Source organism: Klebsiella sp. KPN54798 (genome assembly GCF_021184225.1).
In the GTDB taxonomy this organism is placed as follows: Bacteria; Pseudomonadota; Gammaproteobacteria; order Enterobacterales; family Enterobacteriaceae; genus Klebsiella; species Klebsiella pneumoniae.
This window is the reverse complement of sequence record NZ_CP089234.1, coordinates 4,819,187-4,840,736: the sequence shown is the minus strand read 5'-3', so window position 1 is coordinate 4,840,736 and position 21,550 is coordinate 4,819,187. Positions and strand designations below refer to the sequence as shown.

Sequence of the window (21,550 nt, the reverse complement as noted above, 5' to 3'; positions counted from 1 at the left end):
CGCTGGCCCCCTTCACTATGAGGCGAGAACATGACGATCACAGGAAACTTTATTGGCGGGAAAACCGTTATTAGCAGCAGCAACGAAACGATGCCGGTGTACGACCCGGCGACGGGCAAAGCGGTGCGCGAAGTCACGGTGTCAACCGCGCAGGAAGTCTCCGAGGCGATTCAGGTTGCTCGCGATGCGTTTGACAGCTGGTCCCGTACTACGCCGCTGCGCCGCGCCCGCGTGCTGTTCAACTTCAAAATGTTGCTGGAGCAGCACGTGGAAGAGCTGGCGGGGATCATCGTCAGCGAGCACGGTAAGGTGTGGTCGGATGCGCTGGGCGAGCTGACCCGCGGTATGGAAGTGGTCGAATTCGCCTGCGGGATCCCGCACCTGATTAAAGGCGAATACTCCTCTGACGTCGGCACCGGCGTCGACAGCTACTCGCTGATGCAGCCCCTGGGCGTGGTGGCAGGGATCACCCCGTTTAACTTCCCGGCGATGGTGCCGATGTGGATGTTCCCGCTGGCGCTGGCCTGCGGCAACAGTTTCGTCCTCAAGCCGCCCGCGCTGGCGCCGACGGCCGCTGTGCGTCTGGCAGAGCTGTTAAAAGAGGCTGGTCTGCCGGACGGCGTGTTTAACGTCGTGCACTGCAGCAATGAAGATGCTGAGCAGCTGTACACTGACCCGCGTATTGCGGCGGTGAGCTTCGTCGGCTCCTCCGGCGTGGCGGAGTATATCTACAAGACCGCCAGCGCCCACGGCAAGCGCGTGCAGGCCTTTGGCGCCGCAAAAAACCACGCGATTGTGATGCCGGATGCCGATCTCGACGCTACCGTTAACGCCATTATGGGCGGCGCTTTTGGCTCCGCAGGCGAGCGCTGCATGGCGCTGCCGGTGGTGGTGGCGGTGGGAGATGAAACCGCCGACAAACTGATCGCCCGCCTGAAGCCGCTGGTGGAAGCGCTGAAAGTAGGCCCGGGCTGCATGCGTGGCCAGGAAGAGAACGAGATGGGACCGGTGGTGTCTGATACCCACCAGAAAAAAGTGCTCGGCTATATTGATAAAGGCGAAAGCGAAGGGGCAAAACTGGTGGTCGATGGCCGCAAACTGCGCGTGCCGGGTTACGACGCGGGCTACTATGTCGGCGGCACCCTGTTCGATCACGTCACCCCGGAGATGACCATCTGGCGCGAAGAGATCTTTGGCCCGGTGCTGGGGATTGTGCGCGCGGCGGACTATAACAGCGCCCTTGAGCTGGTCAACAGCCACGAGTTTGGCAACGGCAGCGCCGTTTTCACCAGCAACGGTCACACCGCGCGTGAATTCGTCCACGACGTGCAGGCGGGGATGGTTGGGGTGAACGTGCCGGTCCCGGTGCCGATGGCGTTCCACAGCTTCGGCGGCTGGAAGCGCTCGGTGTTTGGCGCGTTGAACGTCCACGGGCCGGACGGCGTTCGCTTCTACACGCGTATGAAGACCGCCACCGTACGCTGGCCGGCAGGGCAGCAGACCGTATCTGAATTCAGCATGCCGACGTTAGGTTAATCGGCAAAGGAGAGCGCCATGTCGTTACTGGCTAAATCGCGAAAAGAGGGACAGATCCAGCATATTACGCCGCAAAGCGCCGGTTGGCGCTATATCGGCTTTGATGTCTGGATGTTGAAAAAAGGGCAGACCGTGACGCTGGAGAGCGGCGATCGCGAGCTGTGCCTGGTGCTGGTCGCCGGGCTGGCGTCGGTGAAAACGCAGCATGCCGATTTCCCGAATCTCGGTAAACGGATGTCGCCGTTTGAACGCACCCCGCCGTGGTCGGTCTACGTCCCGCCGCAGGATAAAGTCGAGGTGACTGCCGATTCCGATCTGGAGCTGGCGGTATGCAGCGCGCCGGGCAAAGGCAGCTTCCCGGCACGCCTCATTCGGCCGGAAGACGTCGGCGTAGAGCACCGTGGGAAAGGGCGCAACCAGCGTCGGGTGCATAATATTCTGCCGGACAGCGCCGAGGCGGACTGCCTGCTGGTGGTGGAAGTCTACACCGACGAGGGGGCCACCAGCTCGTGGCCGTCGCATAAGCATGATACCGCCCAGCCGGGCAAAGAGACGCAGCTGGAAGAAACCTACTATCACCGCTTCGATCCGCCGCAGGGCTTTGCCTTCCAGCGGGTCTACACCGACGACCGCAGCCTGGACGCCTGTATGGCGCCCTACAACCACGATGTGGTGATGGTGCCGCGCGGTTACCATCCGGTGGCGGCGATTGCCGGTTACGACAGCTACTATCTGAACGTGATGGCCGGGCCGGACCGGAAATGGCTGTTCACCTGGGAAGATGACCACGCCTGGATCAACACGCCGGAGTATCCGCGCCACGACTGACGTGCGGTGCAGAAGCGGATAAAGAAGGCCGGTTAGCGATGCTAACCGGCCTTCCTGTTTGAGAGCGGCGGGTATATTTTCGCGAAACGCTCCGCGGAATCCCACTCCCCGACCCGGCAAGCGCAGCGCCGCCGGGGAGGACACCTCCGGCGCCATACCCGCCTTTGTGCCGGATGGTGCTACGCTTATCCGGCCTACGGGATCCTCCCGTAGGCCCATATACCCAGGCCCGGCAAGCGCAGCGCCGCCGGGGAGGAACCTCCGGCACTGTACCCGCCTTTGTGCCGGATGGCGCTACGCTTATCCGGCCTACGGGAGGATCCCGTAAGCCCCTATACCCCAGGCCCGGCAAGCGCAGCGCCGCCGGGCGATGACCACAGGCACGGCGCTGCTTTTATGCCGGGCGGCGGCTCACGCCTTGCCCGGCATACGGTTCGTGCGACCTGCCGTTAATTTATTCACCATTGTTGCTGAAACTGCCGGTGCTGACGGCCTCAAAATCGCTGAGACGTTCCCGGAAGGCCGGGGCAGCCCGCATGGATGCGGGCTGAGGGCCGTGTTTTGCACGGATGCTGCCTCGGCCCGACCCGAAGCCTGCAGGGATAAGTCGAAGGGACCGCGTAGCGGCGATTTTGCTGGCCGGAGCCCGGGGGTACAGGGGGCGGCGGCGACTGGCCGCCCCTGTGCGCTCCCTGCGCCATGCCAGGCATAACGCAGAAGATTAACCGGGAGCGCAATGTGCGCTGAAATCACATGCGACAAACGCTTTACCCGGATTAATAGAGTTGCATACCAATAACATTATCTCCGGCACCCCGCAGGCACATATACCCCAGGCCCGGCAAGCGCAGCGCCGCCGGGGAGGATACCTCCGGCGCCATACCCGCCTTTGTGCCGGATGGCGCTACGCTTATCCGGCCTACGGGATCCTCCCGTAAGGTCCTATACCCCAGGCCCGGCAAGCGCAGCGCCGCCGGGCAGGACATCCCCGGCGCCATACCTGCCTTTGTGCCGGATGGCGCTATGCTTATCCGGCCTACGGCATCCTCCCGTAAGCTCCTATACCGTAGGCCCGGCAAGCGCAGCGCCGCCGGGCGATGACCACAGGCACGGCGCTGCTTTTATGCCGGGCGGCGGCTCACGCCTTGCCCGGCATACGGTTCGTGCGACCTGCCGTTAATTTATTCACCATTGTTGCTGAAACTGCCGGTGCTGACGGCCTCAAAATCGCTGAGACGTTCCCGGAAGGCCGGGGCAGCCCGCATGGATGCGGGCTGAGGGCCGTGTTTTGCACGGATGCTGCCTCGGCCCGACCCGAAGCCTGCAGGGATAAGTCGAAGGGACCGCGTAGCGGCGATTTTGCTGGCCGGAGCCCGGGGTACAGGGGGCGGCGGCGACTGGCCGCCCCCTGTGCGCTCCCTGCGCCATGACAGGCATAACGCAGAAGATTAACCGGGAGCGCAATGTGCGCTGAAATCACATGCGACAAACGCTTTACCCGGATTAATAGAGTTGCATACCAATAACATTATCTCCGGCACCCCGCAGGCCCATATACCCAGGCCCGGCAAGCGCAGCGCCGCCGGGGAGGGCACCACCGGTGCCATACTCGCCTTTGTGCCGGATGGCGGCTTCGCCTTATCCGGCCTACGGGAGCCTCCCGTAAGCCCATATACCCCAGGCCCGGCAAGCGCAGCGCCGCCGGGGAGGAACCTCCGGCACTGTACCCGTCTTGTGCCGGATGGCGCTACGCTTATCCGGCCTACGGGATCCTCCCGCAGGCCTATACTGCGCCGCCGAGTAACAAACGCCAGGCAGCCTATCTCACGCCTTCTGCTTGGCCTCGGACTCCTGGCTGCTGTTCAGCGCCAGCGAAACCGCCAGCGTCTGGGCCAGACACAGGGAAGCAACCTGCGAACGGAAGCCATCCACCTGCGCTTCACGCACCACAAAGCAGACATCGCTGAAGGCCGCCAGCGGGCTGACCTGGCTGTCGGTAATGGCGATCTGCCGCGCTTTGCGCTGCGCGCCCAGCTCCACCAGCTCGACCACTTCCCGGGCGTACGGCGAGAAGCTCACCGCCACCACCACGTCTTTCGGGCCGACCAGACTCAGCTGCTCGGTGAACATGCCGCCGAGGCCGTCGATCAGAAAGGCTTTGCGATCGAGGTGGCGCAGCGCATAGGTCAGATAGGAGGCGACGCTAAACGACCGGCGCAGACCAATGACGTAAATATTTTCCGCCTCGCCCAGCAGGGCCACCGCGCGCTCCAGATCATCGCTGGAGGTCTGCATCGCCAGCTGCTGCAACGCCTGGTTGTTCACCATCGTGAACATATTGAGGATTTCCGTCGGCGTTTCCGGCGGGCTGGACTCATCGCTGGTGGTCTGGCGGAAAAGACGGGCGCGCTCGGTATAGTTGGCGGTCTCTTCCATCAAATGTTGCTTGAACATCTGTTTCATTTCGTTAAAGCCGCTGAAGCCGAAGGCGTTGGCAAAACGAATCAACGTGGAAGGGGGAACATCCGCCTGTTGCGCAATGGAGGCCACGGTATCGAAAGCCACGCTATTGCTGTTATCAAGGATATAGCGGGCGACCTGTTTCAGGCGTTTGCTTAACGTATCGTAGCGACGCCTGATTTCATCCTGCAGGATGGTCAGCTGTGTTGGGTTATTGGCCATAGAGTGCGCTCTGAGAAAATGGAAGGAATATGGCTTCCAGTGTACCAAATGAAGCGAATTTTTCATTTATTGCGACGAAATACGCGATTCATTTCACGAAGAAACAGAAAAACGCCCGCTCCGCAAGGTGACGGAGACGGGCGTCGGGGGATCAGCGGCGGGCTTCGCGCCAGTAGCCAATGAGCGTCAGGTAGTTGCGTTTCACTTCTTCTATCAGGGCCTCATCGCTGAGCTCACCCTGCATCCAGCGCCGCGACGGCTGGCCAAAGATGGTGCGCCCGACGGCGAAACCTTTGATCATCGGGTGTGCGGCCGCCTCGGCGAAACCGGCGCGCAGTTTGTCGGAAGGCGCGTCAAGCCCGAGGATCAGGATCCCGCGGCTCCACGGATCTTCACGCTCGATAAGCGCGGTGATCTGCTGCCAGCTGGCGCTGGAGAGCGGCGGCAGCTTCCACCAGTCCGGCTTGATCCCCAGCTGATAGAAGTGTTCCAGCATGGTGTGGTAATGGCGCTCGTCTTTGTCCGGGCCATTTTCCGGCAGGATCACCTCCAGCAGCAGTTCATGGCCTGACTTGTTACAGGCCTGCCAGACCTCGAGCAGCAGGGCGTCCTGCTCTGCACGCAGCGCCGCCGGGTCGTCCGGGTGATAGAAGACCAGGCATTTGACGACATGCTCCAGCGGCCAGTCGATCAGCTGCGAGCCGATGTTGCCATGCTCCAGACGCAGCGGTCGCGAGCTGGGCAGTTCGATAGGGCGCCCGATCCACCAACCCTTGCCGGTAATGGCGTTGAGCGCACGCTGGCCGTAGGTGCCGTCGGCCAGAATGCCGCTGCGCTGATCGAGACCTGCCTCCTGCGCCGCCGCTTCGGCCGCGGCCAACAACAGCAGTTTGAGCTGCGGAATGCAGGCTTCGTCGCGCCCGGTCTCCCGCGCCAGATCGGCCAGCTGTTTGCGATGGTCGAAGGCGAAAATGCACAGCTCCGGCCACTGTTGACGGCGGCTGGTGACCCGGTGCAGGTGGTTGAGGCGCTCGTCGACGTCCGGGCGCGGCACCGATTCGGCGCGCTGCAGGTAGTCATCAAGTTCGACTTTGGTCGGCATCGCCGGCGCGCAGCCGTGGCGGGAGACCACCAGCGCCCCGCAGGCGTTGGCGTAACGGCAAGCCTGCTCCCAGCCTTCGTCGTTGAGCCAGCCGCGCAGCAGACCCGACATAAAGGCATCTCCGGCGCCCAGCACGTTGAGAACCTCCACGCGCACGCCCTGCTGCAGCGGCACCTGGTCCCAGCTGTCCGGGATGTCGCCTTCCAGCACCACGCAGCCCATCGGCCCGCGCTTGCAGACGAGGGTGGCTTTGGTGGCATTGCGCACATTTTTCAGCGCGGTCAGGGTATCGGTGCTGCCTCCGGCAATATGAAACTCTTCTTCGGTTCCCACCACCAAATCGAACAGATGCAGCACTTCCTGCAGCTGGCTGGTGACCGGTCCGGACTCAATGAAACGGGTTTCGCCATCGCCGAGCGAGGTGAGCCCCCACAGCACCGGACGGTAATCGATATCCAGCGCGGTACGCAGGCCGTGACGGCGGGCGTACTCCAGCGCCTTCAGCACCGCGGCGCGGGTGTTGGCGTGCGACAGGTGGGTGCCAGTCACCGCCAGCGCCCGGGAGGAGGAAATATACTCCTCGCTAATGTCGTCAGGCGTTAAGGCCATATCGGCGCAGTTATCGCGGTAGAAAATCAGGGGGAAGGTCTCCTGATCCTTAATCCCCAGCATCACCAGCGCGGTCAGGCGAGATTTGTCGGTAATCAGATACTCGGTATCCACCCCGGCGCGGTTGAGCGTTTCGCGCAGGAAACGGCCGTTGTGTTCATCGCCAACGCGCGCCAGCATGGCCGATTTCAGCCCCTGAATCGCGGTGCCAAAGGCCACGTTGCCGGAGGAGCCGCCCAGATATTTCGCGAAACTGGCAACGTCTTCTAGCCGCGAACCAATCTGCTGGGCATAGAGGTCGACGGCCACCCGACCTATACAGATGACGTCGAGCCGCTTTACTGCTGCATTCATAGCTAGGATTTCCTTTTTGGTGTCTGCTGCCTGGAAGGGTCGGGATCCCGACGTCGACTCCGTGAACAGCCTGAGGGTTATTGGTTACCCTTAGTTTGAGAAATAAATATTTCATTTGCAAACTCGTTCGAAATTAAAAAACCAAAAGTGTGAGGGATCTACCACTCTGCCGCACTGAGCCTCGCGCGAGCACGGATCGCCCCTCTGTCGACCCGGGGAAAATGAAACGCCAAATGGCATCCATTTACCTATGATTTTTAAGGGATATTACCGTCTGGTGCGGCAAAAAAGGGCCCGAAAACGTGTCTGGAATGTAAGTGAAACGTATGAAATGGGTAGAGAGTTTGATCCTTCTCGCAAAATGAAATATTTCTTCTGTATTTGTATTTAATGAAAAAAATGTTTGCCTATAATCCACAGGTATTCCAGTGACGTGAACGACGGCCCCGGCGGCATCGGCGCGACGCCACACACAAATACTGAACAATAAGGATTGTGCATCATGGGCAAACTGAGACTGACAACGGCGCAGGCGCTGGTGAAGTTCCTCGATAACCAGTACCTGGAAGTGGATGGCGTAGAGCTGAAGTTCGTGAAAGGCATTTTCGCGATTTTCGGCCATGGCAACGTCCTGGGGCTGGGGCAGGCGCTGGAGCAGGACAGCGGCGATATGCGCGTCTATCAGGGGCGTAACGAGCAGGGGATGGCCCACGCGGCCACCGGTTTTGCCCGCCAGGCCCTGCGCCGGCAGATTATCGCCTGCACCTCCTCCATCGGTCCAGGGGCGGCCAACATGATCACCGCCGCCGGCACCGCCAGCGCCAACCGCATTCCGCTGCTGTTGCTGCCGGGCGATGTCTTCGCCACCCGCCAGCCGGACCCGGTGCTCCAGCAGATTGAACAGAGCTACGATCTCAGCATCAGCACCAATGACGCTTTCCGCGCAGTCAGCAAATACTGGGACCGTATTACCCGCCCGGAACAGCTGATGAGCGCCTGCATCAACGCCATGCGCGTCCTGACCGACCCTGCGGAAACCGGCGCGGTAACGCTGTGCCTGCCGCAGGACGTGCAGGGCGAAGCCTGGGATTACCCGGAATCCTTCTTTGCGCGCCGCGTGCACCGTCTCGACCGCCGCCCGGCCAGCGCCGCGCAGCTGGCGGACGCCGTGGCGGCCATCAAAGCCAGCCGTAAACCGCTGATCGTCTGCGGCGGCGGGGTGAAATACTCCGGCGCGGGCGAAGCGCTGTCCCGTTTCGCCGAGCGCTACGGGGTGCCCTTCGCCGAAACCCAGGCCGGGAAGGGGACGGTGGTCTCGTCTCACCCCCTGAACGTCGGCGGCGTCGGCGAGACGGGCTGCCTGGCGGCGAACCTGCTGGCGAAAGAGGCCGACCTGGTGATCGGCGTCGGCACCCGCTTCAGCGATTTTACCACCGCCTCGAAATGGATTTTCCAGCACCCGGAGGTGCGTTTCCTGAATATTAACGTCAGCAACTTCGACGCCTGGAAGCTGGACGGCATTGCCATGCTGGCGGACGCCCGGGAAGCGATGACCGCTCTCGACGCGGCGCTGGCGGACAGCGGCTGGCAGGCCGGCTGGGGCGCGCAGATCGAGAGCGTGCAGAGCCGTCAGTTAAAAGAGACCCAGCGCGTCTACCAGGCGGTGTGGCAGGAGAAATCCTTTGTGCCGGAGATCGACGATCATCTCGATCGCGAATCGGTGTATCGCGAGTTCCGCCAGATCACCGACTCCACCCTGACCCAGAGCAGCGTTCTTGGGGTACTGAATGAAACGCTGCCGGCCGAGGCGGTGATCGTCGCGGCGGCGGGCAGTCTGCCAGGCGATCTGCAGCGCGTCTGGCGCAACCGCGCGGAAAACACCTACCACGTGGAGTACGGCTACTCCTGCATGGGATACGAAGTCAACGCCGCGCTGGGCGTGAAGCTGGCGCAGCCGCAGAGCGAAGTCTACTCCCTGGTCGGCGATGGCTCCTTCATGATGCTGCACTCTGAGCTGGTCACCTCCCTGCAGGAACGGGCGAAGATCAACGTCGTGCTGTTCGACAACATGGCCAACGGCTGCATCAACAACCTGCAGATGGAGCACGGGATGGACAGCTTCGGCACCGAGTTCCGCTACCGTCAGCCGGAAACCGGCCAGCTGCAGGGCGGCCTGGTGCCGGTGGACTTCGCCACCATCGCCGCCGGCTACGGCTGCAAAACCTGGCGCGTCACTACTCTGGACGAACTGCGCCATGCGCTGGACGCCGCCCGTCGCGAAACGGTCAGCACCCTGATTGATATTAAAGTACTACCGAAGACCATGGTGCACAAATACGGCAGCTGGTGGAACGTTGGGGTCGCCCAGACGGCGCTCTCTGAGCGGATCCGCAAGGTGGCGCAAATGATTAATGAAAAGCGCGCCCAGGCGCGTGATTACTAAAACGAACCTCTACCCTGAATCCTACAGACTTACGGAGAAAACCATTATGTCGCTCAAATTAGGTGTCATCGGCGCTGGCGCTATCGGTAAAGAACACATCCGTCGCTGCACCCAGGTTCTGCAGGGCGCCACCGTTGTGGCGGTGTCTGATATCAATGCCGACAACGCCCGCGCGGCGGTCGCGCTGCCGGGCGTGCAGGCGGAAGTCTACGCCGACGGCCACGACGTGATTAACGCCAGCGATGTCGATGCCATCCTGGTCACCTCCTGGGACCCGACCCACGAAGAGTACACTCTGGCCGCCATCGCCGCCGGTAAGCCGGTATTCTGCGAAAAACCGCTGGCGATGACCGCGGAAGGCTGCCGCCGCATCGTCGATGCCGAAATGAAGGCCGGCCGTCGTCTGGTGCAGGTTGGCTTTATGCGCCCGTACGACGAAGGCTATCTGGCGCTGAAAAAAGTGATCGACGATGGCGATATCGGCGCGCCGCTGATGCTGCGCTGCGCCCACCGCAACCAGTCGGTCGGCGAGAACTACACCACCGATATGGCGATCACCAACACCCTGATCCACGAGCTGGACGTGCTGCGCTGGCTGCTGAACGATGACTACCGTTCCGTGCAGGTGCGCTTCCCGCGCTCCACCTCGCACACCCATGCGCGCCTGAAAGATCCGCAGATCGTCTCCTTTGAAACCAAAAAAGGCACCCTGATCGACGTCGAAGTGTTCGTGAACTGCCAGTACGGGTATGACATCCAGTGCGAAGTGGTCGGCGAAACCGGGATTGCCCGTCTGCCGGAGCCGTCGGCCGTCCAGATGCGCAAGTCCGCCAGCCTGTCGACCGCCATTCTCACCGACTGGAAAGACCGCTTTATCAAAGCCTACGACGTCGAGCTGCAGGCCTTTATCAACGACGTCAAAGCCGGCCAGCTGCACGGCCCGTCGGCCTGGGACGGCTACGCGGCGTCGGTGGCGGCGGACGCCTGCATTAAAGCGCAGGGAACCAGCGAGCCGGTTGAAGTGACGCTGCCTGAGTGCCCGGCATTCTACAAACGTTAAGCGCGTTTTGCTGACGGAACTTCTTTGCACAGGTAACGACGATGAAAATTGCCTTTGATGTGGATGTGATTAAGGACCTCGGGATCACCCGCATGGTTCATCAGGTAGCGGAGTGGGGCTACAAGTACATTGAACAGTCGCCGCACCCGCAGATTAACCCGTTCTACAAGCACCCGCGCGCCAGCCGGGAGATCATGGCGGAGTACAAGCAGGCGCTGCGCGATACCGGCCTTGAGCTGTCGTCGTTTATCTGCGTCTACCGCTGGTCCGGCCCGGACGAACTGCGCCGTCAGGCGGCGGTGAAAAACTGGAAACGGCTGGTGGAAATTGCGGTGGAGATGGGCGTTCAGGTGATCAACACCGAGTTCTCCGGCGATCCGAATCAGCCTGAGATCTGCGATGAAATGTTCTATCGCTCAATGGAAGAGCTGTTGCCGATTTTTGAGCGGGAAGGCATCCGCGTGGAGATCCAGGCGCATCCCTGGGATTTCTGCGAAGAGAACAATGAAACCGTCGATATCGTGAAGTCGTTCCGCAGCGATAACGTGAAGTACGTCTACAGCGTGCCGCACACCTTTTTCTACGACAAAGGCGTCGGCGACGTGGCGAGCATGCTGCGCTATGCCGGGAGCGATCTCTCCCATGTCCTGATTGCGGACACCCGCAATCATACGAAACATTGCCGCTATATCGTTAACCCGCCGGGCGTGGATGCCGTGGTGCACCAGCACGTAGGCGTCGGGGAAGGGGATGTGGATTTCGACGCGCTATTCCGCACCCTGCGCGAAATGAAATTCGCCGAGCAGACCTTCAAGGTCGGCGGGGAGCCGATTGTCGCCACCTCGCTGTTTGGCTACCCGGAAAAAATGAAATACCAGGCAGTGGAAACCCGTGAACTTATTGAACGTGAATTGCTGCGCCGCTAAGGCGCAGCGGCAGGAGCCCTACTATGAACAAAGATAACGTCAAACTGGCTATCGCCCCAATCGGCTGGACTAACGATGATATGCCGGAGCTCGGCAGCGAAAACACCTTCCAGCAGATCGTCAGCGAAATGGCGCTGGCCGGCTTTACCGGCAGCGAAGTCGGCAGCAAATATCCGCGCGACCCGGCGGTTCTCAAGCCGATGCTGGATATCCGCGGCATTCAGATCTGCAACGCCTGGTTCAGCACCTTTTTCGCCAACGGCCAGCGGGAAAAAACCATTGATGAATTCGTCAATCACATGAACTTCCTTCATGCGATGGGCGCGAAAGTGATTGGCTGCTCCGAGCAGAGCGGCAGCATCCAGGGGCTGGATAAACCGATCCTCGGCGATGCGAAGCCGTGCTTCAGCGACGAAGAGTGGCAGCGGGTGGCGGAAGGCTACAACACCCTCGGCCGCCTGGCGGCGGAGAAGGGAATGCAGGTCTGTCTGCATCACCACATGGGCACCGGCATTCAGACCACCGCGGAAATCGACAAATTTATGTCGCTGGTGGACGAGCGCGTCTTCCTGCTGTTCGACACCGGACATGCCTGGTATTCCGAAGGCGGCGAAGCGCCGATGCTGGCGATCCTCAAAAAGTATCTGCCGCGCATCAACCACGTCCATCTGAAGGACGTCCGCCCGCCGGTGATCGACCAGGTGCGCCGTGACGGCCTGTCGTTCCTCGACGGCGTGAAAAAAGGCACCTTCACCGTCCCGGGCGACGGGGTGATCGATTTCCGTCCGGTGTTCAAGCTGCTGGACGACTTTGGCTATAAAGGCTGGATGGTAGTGGAAGCCGAGCAGGATCCTGCTCTGGCCAATCCTTTCGAATACGCCGTCAAAGCGCGCAAATATATCCGCGAAACGGCAGGGATCTAATCGTTGTGACATTTTCAGGCCATACCGGGTATGGCCTGCTTTTTTCCTTTCTCAACCGGACCCAGGGCTTAACCACAGCGCCGGACAGTTCCCTCTCCCTCAGGGAGAGGGCCAGGGTGAGGGTGACGATGACGGGTAACGCGTCACTTCACTTCCGCCAGCGCGGTCTTATCCACATACGGTTTCATCAGCGCGTCGGCTTCCTTCTGCGCTGCCTGCACCGCCGCTTCCGGCGTCACTTTGGCATCATTGACCACCGCCGCCAGCTGGTTCTCCATCGCCTTACGCACCGCCACGGTCTCCCAGGTGGAGTACCACGGATGGGCGTACTTCAGCTGCTCAAGGGCGATCGCCGCCCGCGGATCCTGCTGCAGATAGGCCTTCATCTCCGGCGTATCGTATGACGCCTTGCGCGGCGAGAAGTAGCCGGTGAAGCGGCTCCACGCGCCGTTCACGTCGGGGCTCACCAGATAGGTCAGGAACTGATACGCCGCTTTCTTCTGCGCATCGCTGATGCCTTTAAAACTCACCAGGCTGGCGCCGCCGATCGGCACCGCGCGCTGCTCTTTGGCCGGCAGCATCGCCACCCCAAGCTCAAAGTCTTTGCTGTTCTCGCGCATAAAGCCCAGCGCGCCAGTGCTGAGCATCGCCATCCCGAGCTTGCCGGAGAAGAACGCGGCGCTGATCTGCTTCGAGTTCAGCACCCCGGACGGCATCACCTTGTCCTTGTAGATCAGATCCTGCCAGAAGCGCAGGGCGCCGATGGCGGTCGGCGAGTTGTAATAGACCTCGCCCGGATAGTCTTCGTTAAAGTATTTCCCGCCGTTGGCGCGCACCAGCGCCGAGAAGATCCAGCCGCCGTAGTCGTCGTTGGTCGACGGCAGCATGATCCCCCACTGGCCTTTGCTTTCGTCGGTCAGCTTTTTGGCATCGGCCAGCAGCTCGGCCCAGGTCTGCGGCGGCTGTTTGATCCCGGCCCGATCGAACATCGTCTTGTTGTAATAGAGGATCGGCGTCGAGTTATGGAACGGGATCGCATAGGTGGTGCCCATCACCTGGGCGTTCTTATGCATCGCGGGCCAGAATTCCTTTTGCAGAAAATCGCCGGCCTTTTGATCGCCATATTTAAACAGCTCATCCATCGGCAGGATCTCATCCTTCAGCGCCAGATCGGTGGTGAAGTTGGCGGACATGATCACCAGCGCCGGCGGCTGGCCGGCCTTCTGCGCCGATTCGGCTTTGATCTTGGTGGTGTCGTAGTTGCCGGTGAAGATGCCGCGCACTTCGACATCCTGCTGCGAGTCGTTGAATTGCTTAATGACGCGGGTCATCTCCATGGTCAGCTTGCCGTCCACCGGCGCCGGGAACATGAAGTCTATTTTCTCTTTTGCCAGCGCCGCGCCGCTCAGGGCGAGGCTGAGCCCAACCGCGACTAGCGTGAGGGGTTTAAACATGATCTGTCTCCATCAGTAAGCACCTGTCCACAGGCTATTTTATTTGCCAGTTTGGCCCTGGGCAGTGCTCAGAATCCTCACGTACTACGTGTACGCTCCGGTTCTTCCGCGCTGTCCGCGTCCAAACTGACTGCAACAATTACGCCTGATGTACCGGCGCTAAATTATGCTGGGTCTCAGCATGAAAAAGATGCACATCGGCAGGCGAAAAGCCGATCGGTAGCGACTCGCCTTTCTCCGGCACCGTGCCGCGGTGGCGGCGGCTAAAGCGCAGGGTGCCGATCGGGGTGCTGACGTGGAGCAGGTAATCGGCCCCCATCAGTTCTCGTTGCAGAACGGTGGCCGGCAGGCGCAGATGGCCCTCCTCCACGCGGTCGGTAATATGTTCCGGGCGAACGCCCAGCCAGACGCGGGTCTGATCCCGGTGGCGCGGCGGCAGCGGATGGCGTTGTTCGCCAAGCTGAACGTTGCCGTCAACGCAGGGGAGCGATAGCAGATTCATTGCCGGTGAACCGATAAATCCGGCCACGAACAGATTGGCCGGGTTGGCATACAGATATTCTGGCCGTCCTACCTGCTGCACGTGGCCGCCGTTCATCACCACGATGCGGTCGGCCATCGACATCGCCTCGGTCTGATCGTGGGTCACATAGATGGTGCTGGTTTTCAGCTGCTGGTGGAGCGCCATAATGCTGTCGCGCACTTCGCTGCGCAGGCGGGCGTCGAGGTTGGAGAGCGGCTCGTCCATCAGGAACAGCCGCGGATTGCGCACAATCGCCCGGGCCATCGCCACCCGCTGGCGCTGGCCGCCGGAGAGCTTCGCCGGTTTGCGGTCAAGCAGCGCCTCCAGCTGCAGCATCTGCGCCACTTTATCCACCCGCGGCTGCCAGCTGCTTTTCTCTTCCTTGCGCACCTTCATGCCGAAGGTGATGTTGTCGCGCACCGACAGATGCGGAAACAGGGCATAGTTCTGGAAGATCATCGCGAAGTTGCGCTCGCGCGGCGTGGTGGCGGTGATGTTCTCATCATGCAGCCAGATTTGGCCTTCGCTGACCGGTTCCAGCCCGGCGAGCAGGCGTAGCAGGGTGCTTTTCCCGCAGCCCGACGGGCCGACCAGCACCACGAATTCACCTTCGTGAATATCCAGCGACAGGGCGCTGAGCGCCGGTTTGCCGTCGAAACGTTTACTGATGTTTTGCAGACTGAGCATGGCGGTTAGCGCTCTTCCGTTGGGCAACTGATGTTTTCGTCGTACAGCCACGGCCCGGCGTAGTGGGCCAGCGAGTGCTGGTAGCTCACCCACTGCTCACCGACCTGACGGTGCATCAGGCACGAGGCCGGGGAGAGGTCGTAATAGGGCCGGGTGTCTTCGTGGCAGTACGGCACCTGATGGACGGTGCCAGGGATAGTGGAGATCAGCGCCTGGCGATACTGGGTCATGGTCAGGCTGTGGTTATGGCCGCAGAAGATGCGCGTCAGCGACGGGAAACGCTCCACCAGCGCCAGCAGACGGTGGCCGTTTTCGCAGGCGATCGGGTCCATCTGCGCATTGCCCAGCGGCAGCGGCGGGTGGTGCATAAAGATCGTTGCCGGTTTGTCGCCGCCCTCGAACAGCTGGGCCTCCAGCCAGCCGATGGTCTCGTCGGTCAGCCAGCCTTTTGACGTGCCGGCATGACTGGAGTCGATAAACAGCAGGCGGGTGGCGAAGTCATCCACCGCATAGCGCATATTTTGCGGATCGTTGCCCAGCTGCGGGCACAGCGGGTGAAGATGCTCGAGAAAATGGGCTTTGTCGTCGTGGTTGCCGGGGATCAGATACAGCGGATAGTTCAGGCTGCCGAGGATCTGGCGGGCCACCTGATACTCCTCCGGGCGGCCGCAGTTGACGATATCCCCGCTCACCACCACCGCGTCCGGGCGCTCGCGCAGCGCGTTAAGCTGGGAGACCACGTCGGCGTTGGCGGCATTGACGTCGATAAAGCCGTACAGCTTCTCGCCGCGGCTGCGGAAATGGGTATCGGAAATGTGCGCTAACAGCATGAATCACTCCTTATTTGATCCCGGAGAAGCCGAAGCTCCGCAGGAACTGTTTCTGAAAAAGGATGAACGCCAGCATCAGCGGCAGGCAGACCATCAGCGTCCCGGCGCCGATGGTGCCCCACTGGCCGCCGGATTCGGCGCCCATGGCGAAGGAGACCAGCCCGACGGTCAGCACCTGCTTATCGGGATCGTTGAGCATCATCAGCGGCCACAGGTACTCGTTCCAGTGGTAGGTAATGCTGACGGTGGCGAAGGCCAGCACCGATGGCCAGGACATCGGCAGCAGCACGCGGAACAGCACCTGCCACCAGCGGCAGCCCTCCATCAGCGCCGCCTCCTCCAGCTCTTTCGGGATGGCGAGGAACGCCTGACGCATCAGGAACACGCCGAACGCCGAGGTGAAATAGGGCATCATCACCCCGGTGAGGGTGTTGAGCAGGCCGAAGGTTTTCAGGGTCAGCATGTTCGGCACCATCATCACCACCGGCATGATCATCAGCTGCACCAGGAACAGGAGAAACAGCGTCTGCTTGCCGCGAAACTCGTGACAGGCGAAGACGTACCCGGCGGTGGTGATGGTCAACAGCTGCACGAAGAAGGTGCCGAAGGTGAAGATAAGGGTGTTGGTATACAGGCTTAGCCAGTCGGCGCTCTGCCAGGCGTCGCGGAAGTTATCGAGGGTCAGCGGCAGGCGGGGCAGCAGCGACGCCATATCGTCGCCGAAGGTGGTGGCGCTGAACGAGGTCGCCAGCATCCAGATAAACGGGCTGACCCACAGCAGCGCCAGGCAGCACATTAATACTGTGAGCGTAAAGGGCGACGAGCGGCGCAGGCGCAGCCACAGCGGACGGGCGGCGGCGGGCGTGCGGACCAGCAGCGGCGAGATTTCAGCGCTCATAGTGGGCTCCTTTCTCCAGCAGTTTCAGGTTAATCAGCGAGAAGGCGAACAGCCCGGCCAGGGTCAGGAAGGTGGCGGCGGAGGCTTTACCGAGGTCGTGGGTATCCCAGGCGAGATTCTGGATGTAATAGAGCAGCACGGTGGTGGCGTTGTCCGGCCCGCCGCGGGTCATCACCGCCACGTGGTCGATCTGGGTGATGGAGTAGATCAGCGCGGTGGTGATCACAAAGCTCAGGGTCGGGCGCAGCAGCGGTAGCGTGACCTTAAAAAAGACCTGCGTGCGGGTAGCCCCCTCCATCAGCGCCGCTTCCCGCGTCGAGGCCGGAATGCTCTGCAGCCCGGCGAGGAAAAACAGCATGTAGTAGCCGGCGAACTTCCACACGCCGATCAGCGCCAGGGCCAGCAGCGCGCTGTTGCTGCGTCCCAGCCAGTTGTTGTTCATCGGCCCGAACAGCTTCGCCAGATAGTGGTCGAGCAGGCCGAGGCCGGGCATAAAGATAAACAGCCACAGTGCAGCGGCGCTGACCATCGGGATAATCATCGGGAAGAAAAAGGCGGTGCGCAGCCAGCGGTTGACGCGATGGTTCTCGCTCAGGGCGACCGCCAGCAGCAGGGCGAGGGTCACCCCGGGCACCACCGTCAGCAGGATATAGAGCAGGTTATTGACCAGCGACTGCCAGAAAACGCCGTCGGCAAACAGGCGGGCGAAGTTATCCAGTCCGACGTACTGCGCGCCGTCGCTGGCCATGCGGGTATCAAACAGGCTGTCATACACCGAACGCCCTAGCGGGAACCAGGTAAACAGCAGTAAAAACAGCAGGGAAGGCGACAGGATCAGCCAGGGAAGCCAGGTCTTTCTCATGGTGACGCGCATCTCGTTCAGCCATTTATCGAAGCCCGGATTGTGGGAAGCAATGACTACAGAGGCATGGCGGGGAGATGACGGTTTGATGAAGCGACGGGGAAAACGCCGGGCGAGCGGGCCGCCCGGCGGGAGAGAAGGATCAGAAGTCGGCTTTCAGCACCGCGCGGTAGCGGGCTTTGCCTTCACGAACGTGCTTCAGCGCTTCGTTAATCTGCGACATCGGGAACAGCTCGGTGGTCGGAGCCACTTTGCTGCGCCCGGCAAACTTCATCAGCGTGCGCAGTTCGGACGGGTTACCGGTCGCCGAGCCGGAGATGCTGCGGTCGCCGCCGATCAGGGTAAAGGCCGGTACCGGGAACGGCTTCATCACCGCGCCGACGGTATGGAAGTTGCCGCCGTAAGCCAGGGCTTCGAAGTACGGCTGCCAGTCGAGGTCCACCGCCACGGTGTTGATGATCAGGTCGAACTGACCGGCCAGCGCTTTTAAGGCTTCAGGATCGCGGCTGTTGACCACGCGATCGGCGCCCATCGCCAGCACTTCCTGCTCTTTCGCCGGGTTGGAGCTGAAGGCGGTCACTTCCGCGCCCATCGCCCGCAGCAGCTTAATGGCGATATGGCCGAGGCCGCCGATGCCGATCACCCCGACGCGGCTGGTGGCGGTGACGTGGTGGGTCAGCAGCGGTTTAAAGACGGTGATGCCGCCGCACAGCATCGGGCCGGCGGACGCCAGATCGATGCTCTCCGGCAGGGGGATCACCCACTGCCAGTCGGCGCGCAGCTTATTGGCGAAGCCGCCGCGGTTGAGAATGGTCGGCACCGAGCCTTCCAGACAGTTGATCTGGTTGCCGCTGATGCAGGCGTCGCAATGGCCGCAGCTGCGCGCCGTCCAGCCGATGCCGACCTTCTGGCCAATCTTCAGCCCTTTATCCTGCGCCGCGCTGCCCAGCGCCGCCACCCGGCCAATCACCTCGTGACCGGCCACCAGCGGGTAGCTCGACATCCCCCATTCGTTGTCGATCATCGACAGGTCCGAATGGCAGATCCCGCAGTATTCCACTTCAACTTCGACATCTTCCGGCTGCAGCTCGCCGGCATCGTATTCCCACAGCGACAGATCGGCGCCCGCTTCTTTGGCGGCGTAGCTTTTAATGATGGTCATGTTCATTTCCTTGGGGTTGGCGTGATAACCCAGAAAGTGTAGAGCATGGTATTCCCCGGCGCTTGGCAATCGGAGGGGTCGCGAAGCGGGCGGACCAGCCGCCCGTTAAGGTCAGCGGCTGGCCAGCGGCCAATGATTAAGGCGGATGCCGCGCTGCGGGGCGTTCTCGGCAAAATCATCCAGCACCGCCCGCACGTCCGGGTCGAGGTAGCCGACGCTGTCGTGCTCGACGATCACCACGCTCTTTTCCGGAATTTTCGCCAGCAGAGCCAGCAGATGCGGATTGTGCATAAAGGTCAGATTTTGCTGGATCCGCAGCACGTAGTGGTCATCGTAGCGCGCCAGCTGCAGCGAGTGGCGATGGCTGCGCCAGAGGCTGAACGCCATCTGGGTGGCAAGGCCAATCCCAATCCCCGCCAGCATGCCGCAGGCGATAATCCCGCCGATGGTGGCGAGGAACGGGACGTACTGCGCCGCCCCCTGGCGGAACTGCTCGATGAACAGCCGCGGGGTCGCCAGCTTATAGCCGGTATACAGCAGCACGGCGGCGAGGCTGGCGAGCGGGATTAAGGTTAGCAGACCGCCAAACCACAGGCCGCAGATCAGCAGCAGCACGCCGTGGATAAAGATCGACAGTTTACTTTGCGCGCCATTGCTGACGTTCACCGAGCTGCGGACGATCACCGCGGTGATCGGCATCGCCCCCAGCACGCCGGAGAGCAGATTGCCCACGCCCTGGGCGACCATTTCGCGGTTCGGCGAAGGCGGCGGATTTTGCGGACGCAGCTTTTTCAGCGCCTCCTGGCTGAGCAGGGTTTCGAGGCTGGCGACCAGCGCCAGGGTTACCGCCACCACCCACACCGACGGATTGCGCCACGCGCTCCACGCCGGAGATTCCAGCTCGCCCAGCAGGTCGCCGAGGCTGCCGAACGCCGGCAGGGTAATACGCGGCAGAGCGGCCAGCTGCTGCGGCGCAAAATGGGTCAGCAGCAGGGTGGTCACGCAGCCGAGCAGGACAGCGATCAGCGGGCCGGGGATCCAGCGCAGGCTCTTCACCCGGCGGATAAGCGGCGAGCCCCACAGCCAGAGCACCAGCAGGCCGCCCGCGGCGACGGCGATAGCACTGAGGGAGAAGGTGGCGTTACCCTTCACGATATCAACGAGCCCGGTCTCTTCTGCGCTGCCGAGCGCAACGGGGATCTGCTGCATAATCAGCAGGATGCCGATCGCCGCCAGCATGCCTTTGATGACGCTGGCGGGAACGAGGGAGATAAAGCGCCCGGCCCGCAGGATGCCGAACAGCAGCTGCAGCACGCCGGCCAGCACCAGCGCCATCAGGAAGAGGGAGAAGGAACCCAGGGATTCAATGGCGGCGACGACGATGGTGACCAGTCCGGCGGCGGGGCCGCTGACGGCGAAGCGGGAGGGGCTGAGGGCGGTGACGACCAGGCCGCCGATGATGCCGGTCAGCAGGCCGACGAAAGGCGGTAAGCCGCTGGCCTGGGCGATGCCGAGGCACAGCGGCAGGGCGACAAGGAAGACGACGATGCCGGCGAGAGAGTCCTGACGAAACGTATTCATGGGGCGTGCTCCTGCGGTGAGAGGTGTTCGACGAGGGTGGTTAAATGGCCGGAAGCCAGATCGTAGACGCAGCCGTGCAGGCTGAGCGGCCGCCCGCTGGCGAGCACCGTCTGCACCGGCTCACTCTCCAGCAGACGGGTGAACTGGGCGCGAACGTTGGCTTCCACCAGGGCGTCCAGCGCATGGCGAGAACGCTCCGCGTCGGCGCTGGCGTTGGCACTGGCGCCGGGGGAGGCCGCAACACAACACCCATCGGCGACCTGCGCAATTTCGTGATGCAGGGTGTGGCGCAGCTGGCCGATGCGGCGAGCCAGCGCCGAGGACTCCTGCGCCAGCGGCAGGGTGGGCAGAGAGAGCGCCGCCTGCACGCCGCCGCAGCCGTAGTGGCCGCAGAGCACCACCCGCTCCACCTCAAGGTAGTGGAGGGCATACTGCAGGACGCTCATGACGTTGTCGTCGGCGGGATCGAGCATGTTGGCGATATTACGGTGGACAAAGAGCTCGCCGGGCTGGCTGCCGGTGAGCACCTCGGCGGGCACGCGGCTGTCGGAGCAGCCGATCCACAGCGAGTGGGGCCGCTGCCCGTCGACCCATTTTTCGAAATAGTCCGGGTCATGCTGACACTTCTGCAGCGCCCAGCTGCGGTTGCGGGCCAGCAAAGGTTTTAACGTCGTCACAAGTATTCTCCTGAGTTAATTCATCGAGTGAATATGTCCATCAAGACTCGTACAGCGACTAGTAAAAATAGTGTTTACCGGAACCCTTCACGCCTGAGGAAAATCCTGGATTAAACGGCAAAAAGAAAACTTTTCATTAATGTAAAGTTATAAAAATATTGATGAAATTAATATTTGACTGCGGGCGGATGAATAACAAAAAGGCATTGGCTAAAACTTTCTGAAATATATGGGAATGATGGTGGGTAGGGTTGGGGGAATATTGGGGTATAGGCGAGGGGAATTTATCTGGGGAAAGATGGGTTGTGCTGGGGATGTGGTTGAGAGTGAGGTGAGAACAAGTTGAGATAAGTTTGAGTGGGGTTTGGGGTTACTGGGGAGAAGGGGGGCTGGCAGGGGAGCCGGGTTCTCGG

At 61.6% G+C, this 21,550-nt stretch carries 16 protein-coding genes; 6 read left to right on the top strand and 10 right to left on the bottom strand.

The window, feature by feature from the left end:
- The first annotated feature begins 30 nt into the window (after positions 1-30).
- Both LPQ25_RS23220 and iolB read left to right on the top strand, forming a co-directional pair.
- Positions 31-1,536, top strand: a complete 1,506-nt coding sequence (locus LPQ25_RS23220) for a CoA-acylating methylmalonate-semialdehyde dehydrogenase (protein WP_009486529.1) — start codon at positions 31-33, stop codon at positions 1,534-1,536.
- A gap of 18 nt (positions 1,537-1,554) precedes the next feature.
- Positions 1,555-2,364: a 5-deoxy-glucuronate isomerase gene (iolB, locus tag LPQ25_RS23215; RefSeq protein ID WP_004177654.1), complete on the top strand. Its 810-nt coding sequence runs from the start codon at positions 1,555-1,557 to the stop codon at positions 2,362-2,364.
- 1,824 nt (positions 2,365-4,188) lie between these two features.
- Here the strand turns inward: iolB and LPQ25_RS23210 are convergent.
- On the bottom strand, positions 4,189-5,046 hold the full coding sequence (locus tag LPQ25_RS23210; RefSeq protein WP_004152190.1) for a MurR/RpiR family transcriptional regulator: 858 nt from the start codon (positions 5,044-5,046) through the stop codon (positions 4,189-4,191).
- 151 nt (positions 5,047-5,197) lie between these two features.
- Positions 5,198-7,111, bottom strand: a complete 1,914-nt coding sequence (locus LPQ25_RS23205) for a bifunctional 5-dehydro-2-deoxygluconokinase/5-dehydro-2-deoxyphosphogluconate aldolase (RefSeq protein ID WP_012737240.1) — start codon at positions 7,109-7,111, stop codon at positions 5,198-5,200.
- A 502-nt stretch (positions 7,112-7,613) separates the two neighbouring features.
- Between LPQ25_RS23205 and iolD the strand changes: the two genes are divergently transcribed.
- The 4 genes from iolD to iolE are packed head-to-tail and all read left to right on the top strand — an operon-like array spanning position 7,614 to position 12,463.
- Complete coding sequence (iolD, locus tag LPQ25_RS23200) at positions 7,614-9,554, top strand: 3D-(3,5/4)-trihydroxycyclohexane-1,2-dione acylhydrolase (decyclizing) (protein WP_004152191.1); 1,941 nt, start codon at positions 7,614-7,616, stop codon at positions 9,552-9,554.
- Positions 9,555-9,600: 46 nt separating this feature from the next.
- Complete coding sequence (locus LPQ25_RS23195; protein WP_004186740.1) at positions 9,601-10,614, top strand: bifunctional inositol 2-dehydrogenase/D-chiro-inositol 1-dehydrogenase; 1,014 nt, start codon at positions 9,601-9,603, stop codon at positions 10,612-10,614.
- A gap of 41 nt (positions 10,615-10,655) precedes the next feature.
- Positions 10,656-11,540 carry a sugar phosphate isomerase/epimerase family protein gene (locus LPQ25_RS23190; RefSeq protein ID WP_004152193.1) on the top strand — a complete coding sequence of 295 codons (885 nt, stop codon included), beginning with the start codon at positions 10,656-10,658 and terminating at the stop codon, positions 11,538-11,540.
- A gap of 23 nt (positions 11,541-11,563) precedes the next feature.
- Positions 11,564-12,463, top strand: a complete 900-nt coding sequence (gene iolE / locus LPQ25_RS23185; protein ID WP_002886970.1) for a myo-inosose-2 dehydratase — start codon at positions 11,564-11,566, stop codon at positions 12,461-12,463.
- Between the two features lie 143 nt (positions 12,464-12,606).
- On the opposite strand, the gene LPQ25_RS23180 is transcribed toward iolE, so the two are convergent.
- From LPQ25_RS23180 to LPQ25_RS23145, 8 genes are all read right to left on the bottom strand, one after another.
- On the bottom strand, positions 12,607-13,917 hold the full coding sequence (locus LPQ25_RS23180; RefSeq protein WP_012737241.1) for an ABC transporter substrate-binding protein: 1,311 nt from the start codon (positions 13,915-13,917) through the stop codon (positions 12,607-12,609).
- Between the two features lie 139 nt (positions 13,918-14,056).
- Complete coding sequence (locus LPQ25_RS23175) at positions 14,057-15,127, bottom strand: ABC transporter ATP-binding protein (RefSeq protein ID WP_014908076.1); 1,071 nt, start codon at positions 15,125-15,127, stop codon at positions 14,057-14,059.
- A gap of 5 nt (positions 15,128-15,132) precedes the next feature.
- Positions 15,133-15,957: a phosphodiesterase gene (locus LPQ25_RS23170; RefSeq protein WP_004178398.1), complete on the bottom strand. Its 825-nt coding sequence runs from the start codon at positions 15,955-15,957 to the stop codon at positions 15,133-15,135.
- Between the two features lie 10 nt (positions 15,958-15,967).
- Positions 15,968-16,855 (bottom strand): carbohydrate ABC transporter permease, encoded by an 888-nt coding sequence (locus LPQ25_RS23165; protein WP_012737243.1) that lies wholly within the window; start codon positions 16,853-16,855, stop codon positions 15,968-15,970.
- Positions 16,845-17,729 (bottom strand): carbohydrate ABC transporter permease, encoded by an 885-nt coding sequence (locus LPQ25_RS23160; RefSeq protein ID WP_012737244.1) that lies wholly within the window; start codon positions 17,727-17,729, stop codon positions 16,845-16,847. The genes LPQ25_RS23165 and LPQ25_RS23160 overlap by 11 nt, the downstream gene beginning before the upstream one ends.
- A 130-nt stretch (positions 17,730-17,859) precedes the next feature.
- Positions 17,860-18,879, bottom strand: a complete 1,020-nt coding sequence (gene ahr / locus LPQ25_RS23155; protein ID WP_004177639.1) for an NADPH-dependent aldehyde reductase Ahr — start codon at positions 18,877-18,879, stop codon at positions 17,860-17,862.
- Positions 18,880-18,990: 111 nt separating this feature from the next.
- Positions 18,991-20,460, bottom strand: coding sequence for a SulP family inorganic anion transporter (locus LPQ25_RS23150; RefSeq protein ID WP_012737245.1), 1,470 nt, complete (start codon positions 20,458-20,460; stop codon positions 18,991-18,993).
- Positions 20,457-21,137, bottom strand: coding sequence for a carbonic anhydrase (locus LPQ25_RS23145; protein ID WP_012737246.1), 681 nt, complete (start codon positions 21,135-21,137; stop codon positions 20,457-20,459). Before LPQ25_RS23145 ends, LPQ25_RS23150 begins: the two co-directional genes overlap by 4 nt.
- Positions 21,138-21,550 lie beyond the last annotated feature (413 nt).

Coding starts and splice junctions, on each gene's coding strand:
- LPQ25_RS23220 (WP_009486529.1), top strand. CDS start 31: ATGACGATCACAGGAAACTTTATTGGCGGGAAAACCGTTATTAGCAGC.
- iolB (WP_004177654.1), top strand. CDS start 1,555: ATGTCGTTACTGGCTAAATCGCGAAAAGAGGGACAGATCCAGCATATT.
- LPQ25_RS23210 (WP_004152190.1), bottom strand. CDS start 5,046: ATGGCCAATAACCCAACACAGCTGACCATCCTGCAGGATGAAATCAGG.
- LPQ25_RS23205 (WP_012737240.1), bottom strand. CDS start 7,111: ATGAATGCAGCAGTAAAGCGGCTCGACGTCATCTGTATAGGTCGGGTG.
- iolD (WP_004152191.1), top strand. CDS start 7,614: ATGGGCAAACTGAGACTGACAACGGCGCAGGCGCTGGTGAAGTTCCTC.
- LPQ25_RS23195 (WP_004186740.1), top strand. CDS start 9,601: ATGTCGCTCAAATTAGGTGTCATCGGCGCTGGCGCTATCGGTAAAGAA.
- LPQ25_RS23190 (WP_004152193.1), top strand. CDS start 10,656: ATGAAAATTGCCTTTGATGTGGATGTGATTAAGGACCTCGGGATCACC.
- iolE (WP_002886970.1), top strand. CDS start 11,564: ATGAACAAAGATAACGTCAAACTGGCTATCGCCCCAATCGGCTGGACT.
- LPQ25_RS23180 (WP_012737241.1), bottom strand. CDS start 13,917: ATGTTTAAACCCCTCACGCTAGTCGCGGTTGGGCTCAGCCTCGCCCTG.
- LPQ25_RS23175 (WP_014908076.1), bottom strand. CDS start 15,127: ATGCTCAGTCTGCAAAACATCAGTAAACGTTTCGACGGCAAACCGGCG.
- LPQ25_RS23170 (WP_004178398.1), bottom strand. CDS start 15,957: ATGCTGTTAGCGCACATTTCCGATACCCATTTCCGCAGCCGCGGCGAG.
- LPQ25_RS23165 (WP_012737243.1), bottom strand. CDS start 16,855: ATGAGCGCTGAAATCTCGCCGCTGCTGGTCCGCACGCCCGCCGCCGCC.
- LPQ25_RS23160 (WP_012737244.1), bottom strand. CDS start 17,729: ATGCGCGTCACCATGAGAAAGACCTGGCTTCCCTGGCTGATCCTGTCG.
- ahr (WP_004177639.1), bottom strand. CDS start 18,879: ATGACCATCATTAAAAGCTACGCCGCCAAAGAAGCGGGCGCCGATCTG.
- LPQ25_RS23150 (WP_012737245.1), bottom strand. CDS start 20,460: ATGAATACGTTTCGTCAGGACTCTCTCGCCGGCATCGTCGTCTTCCTT.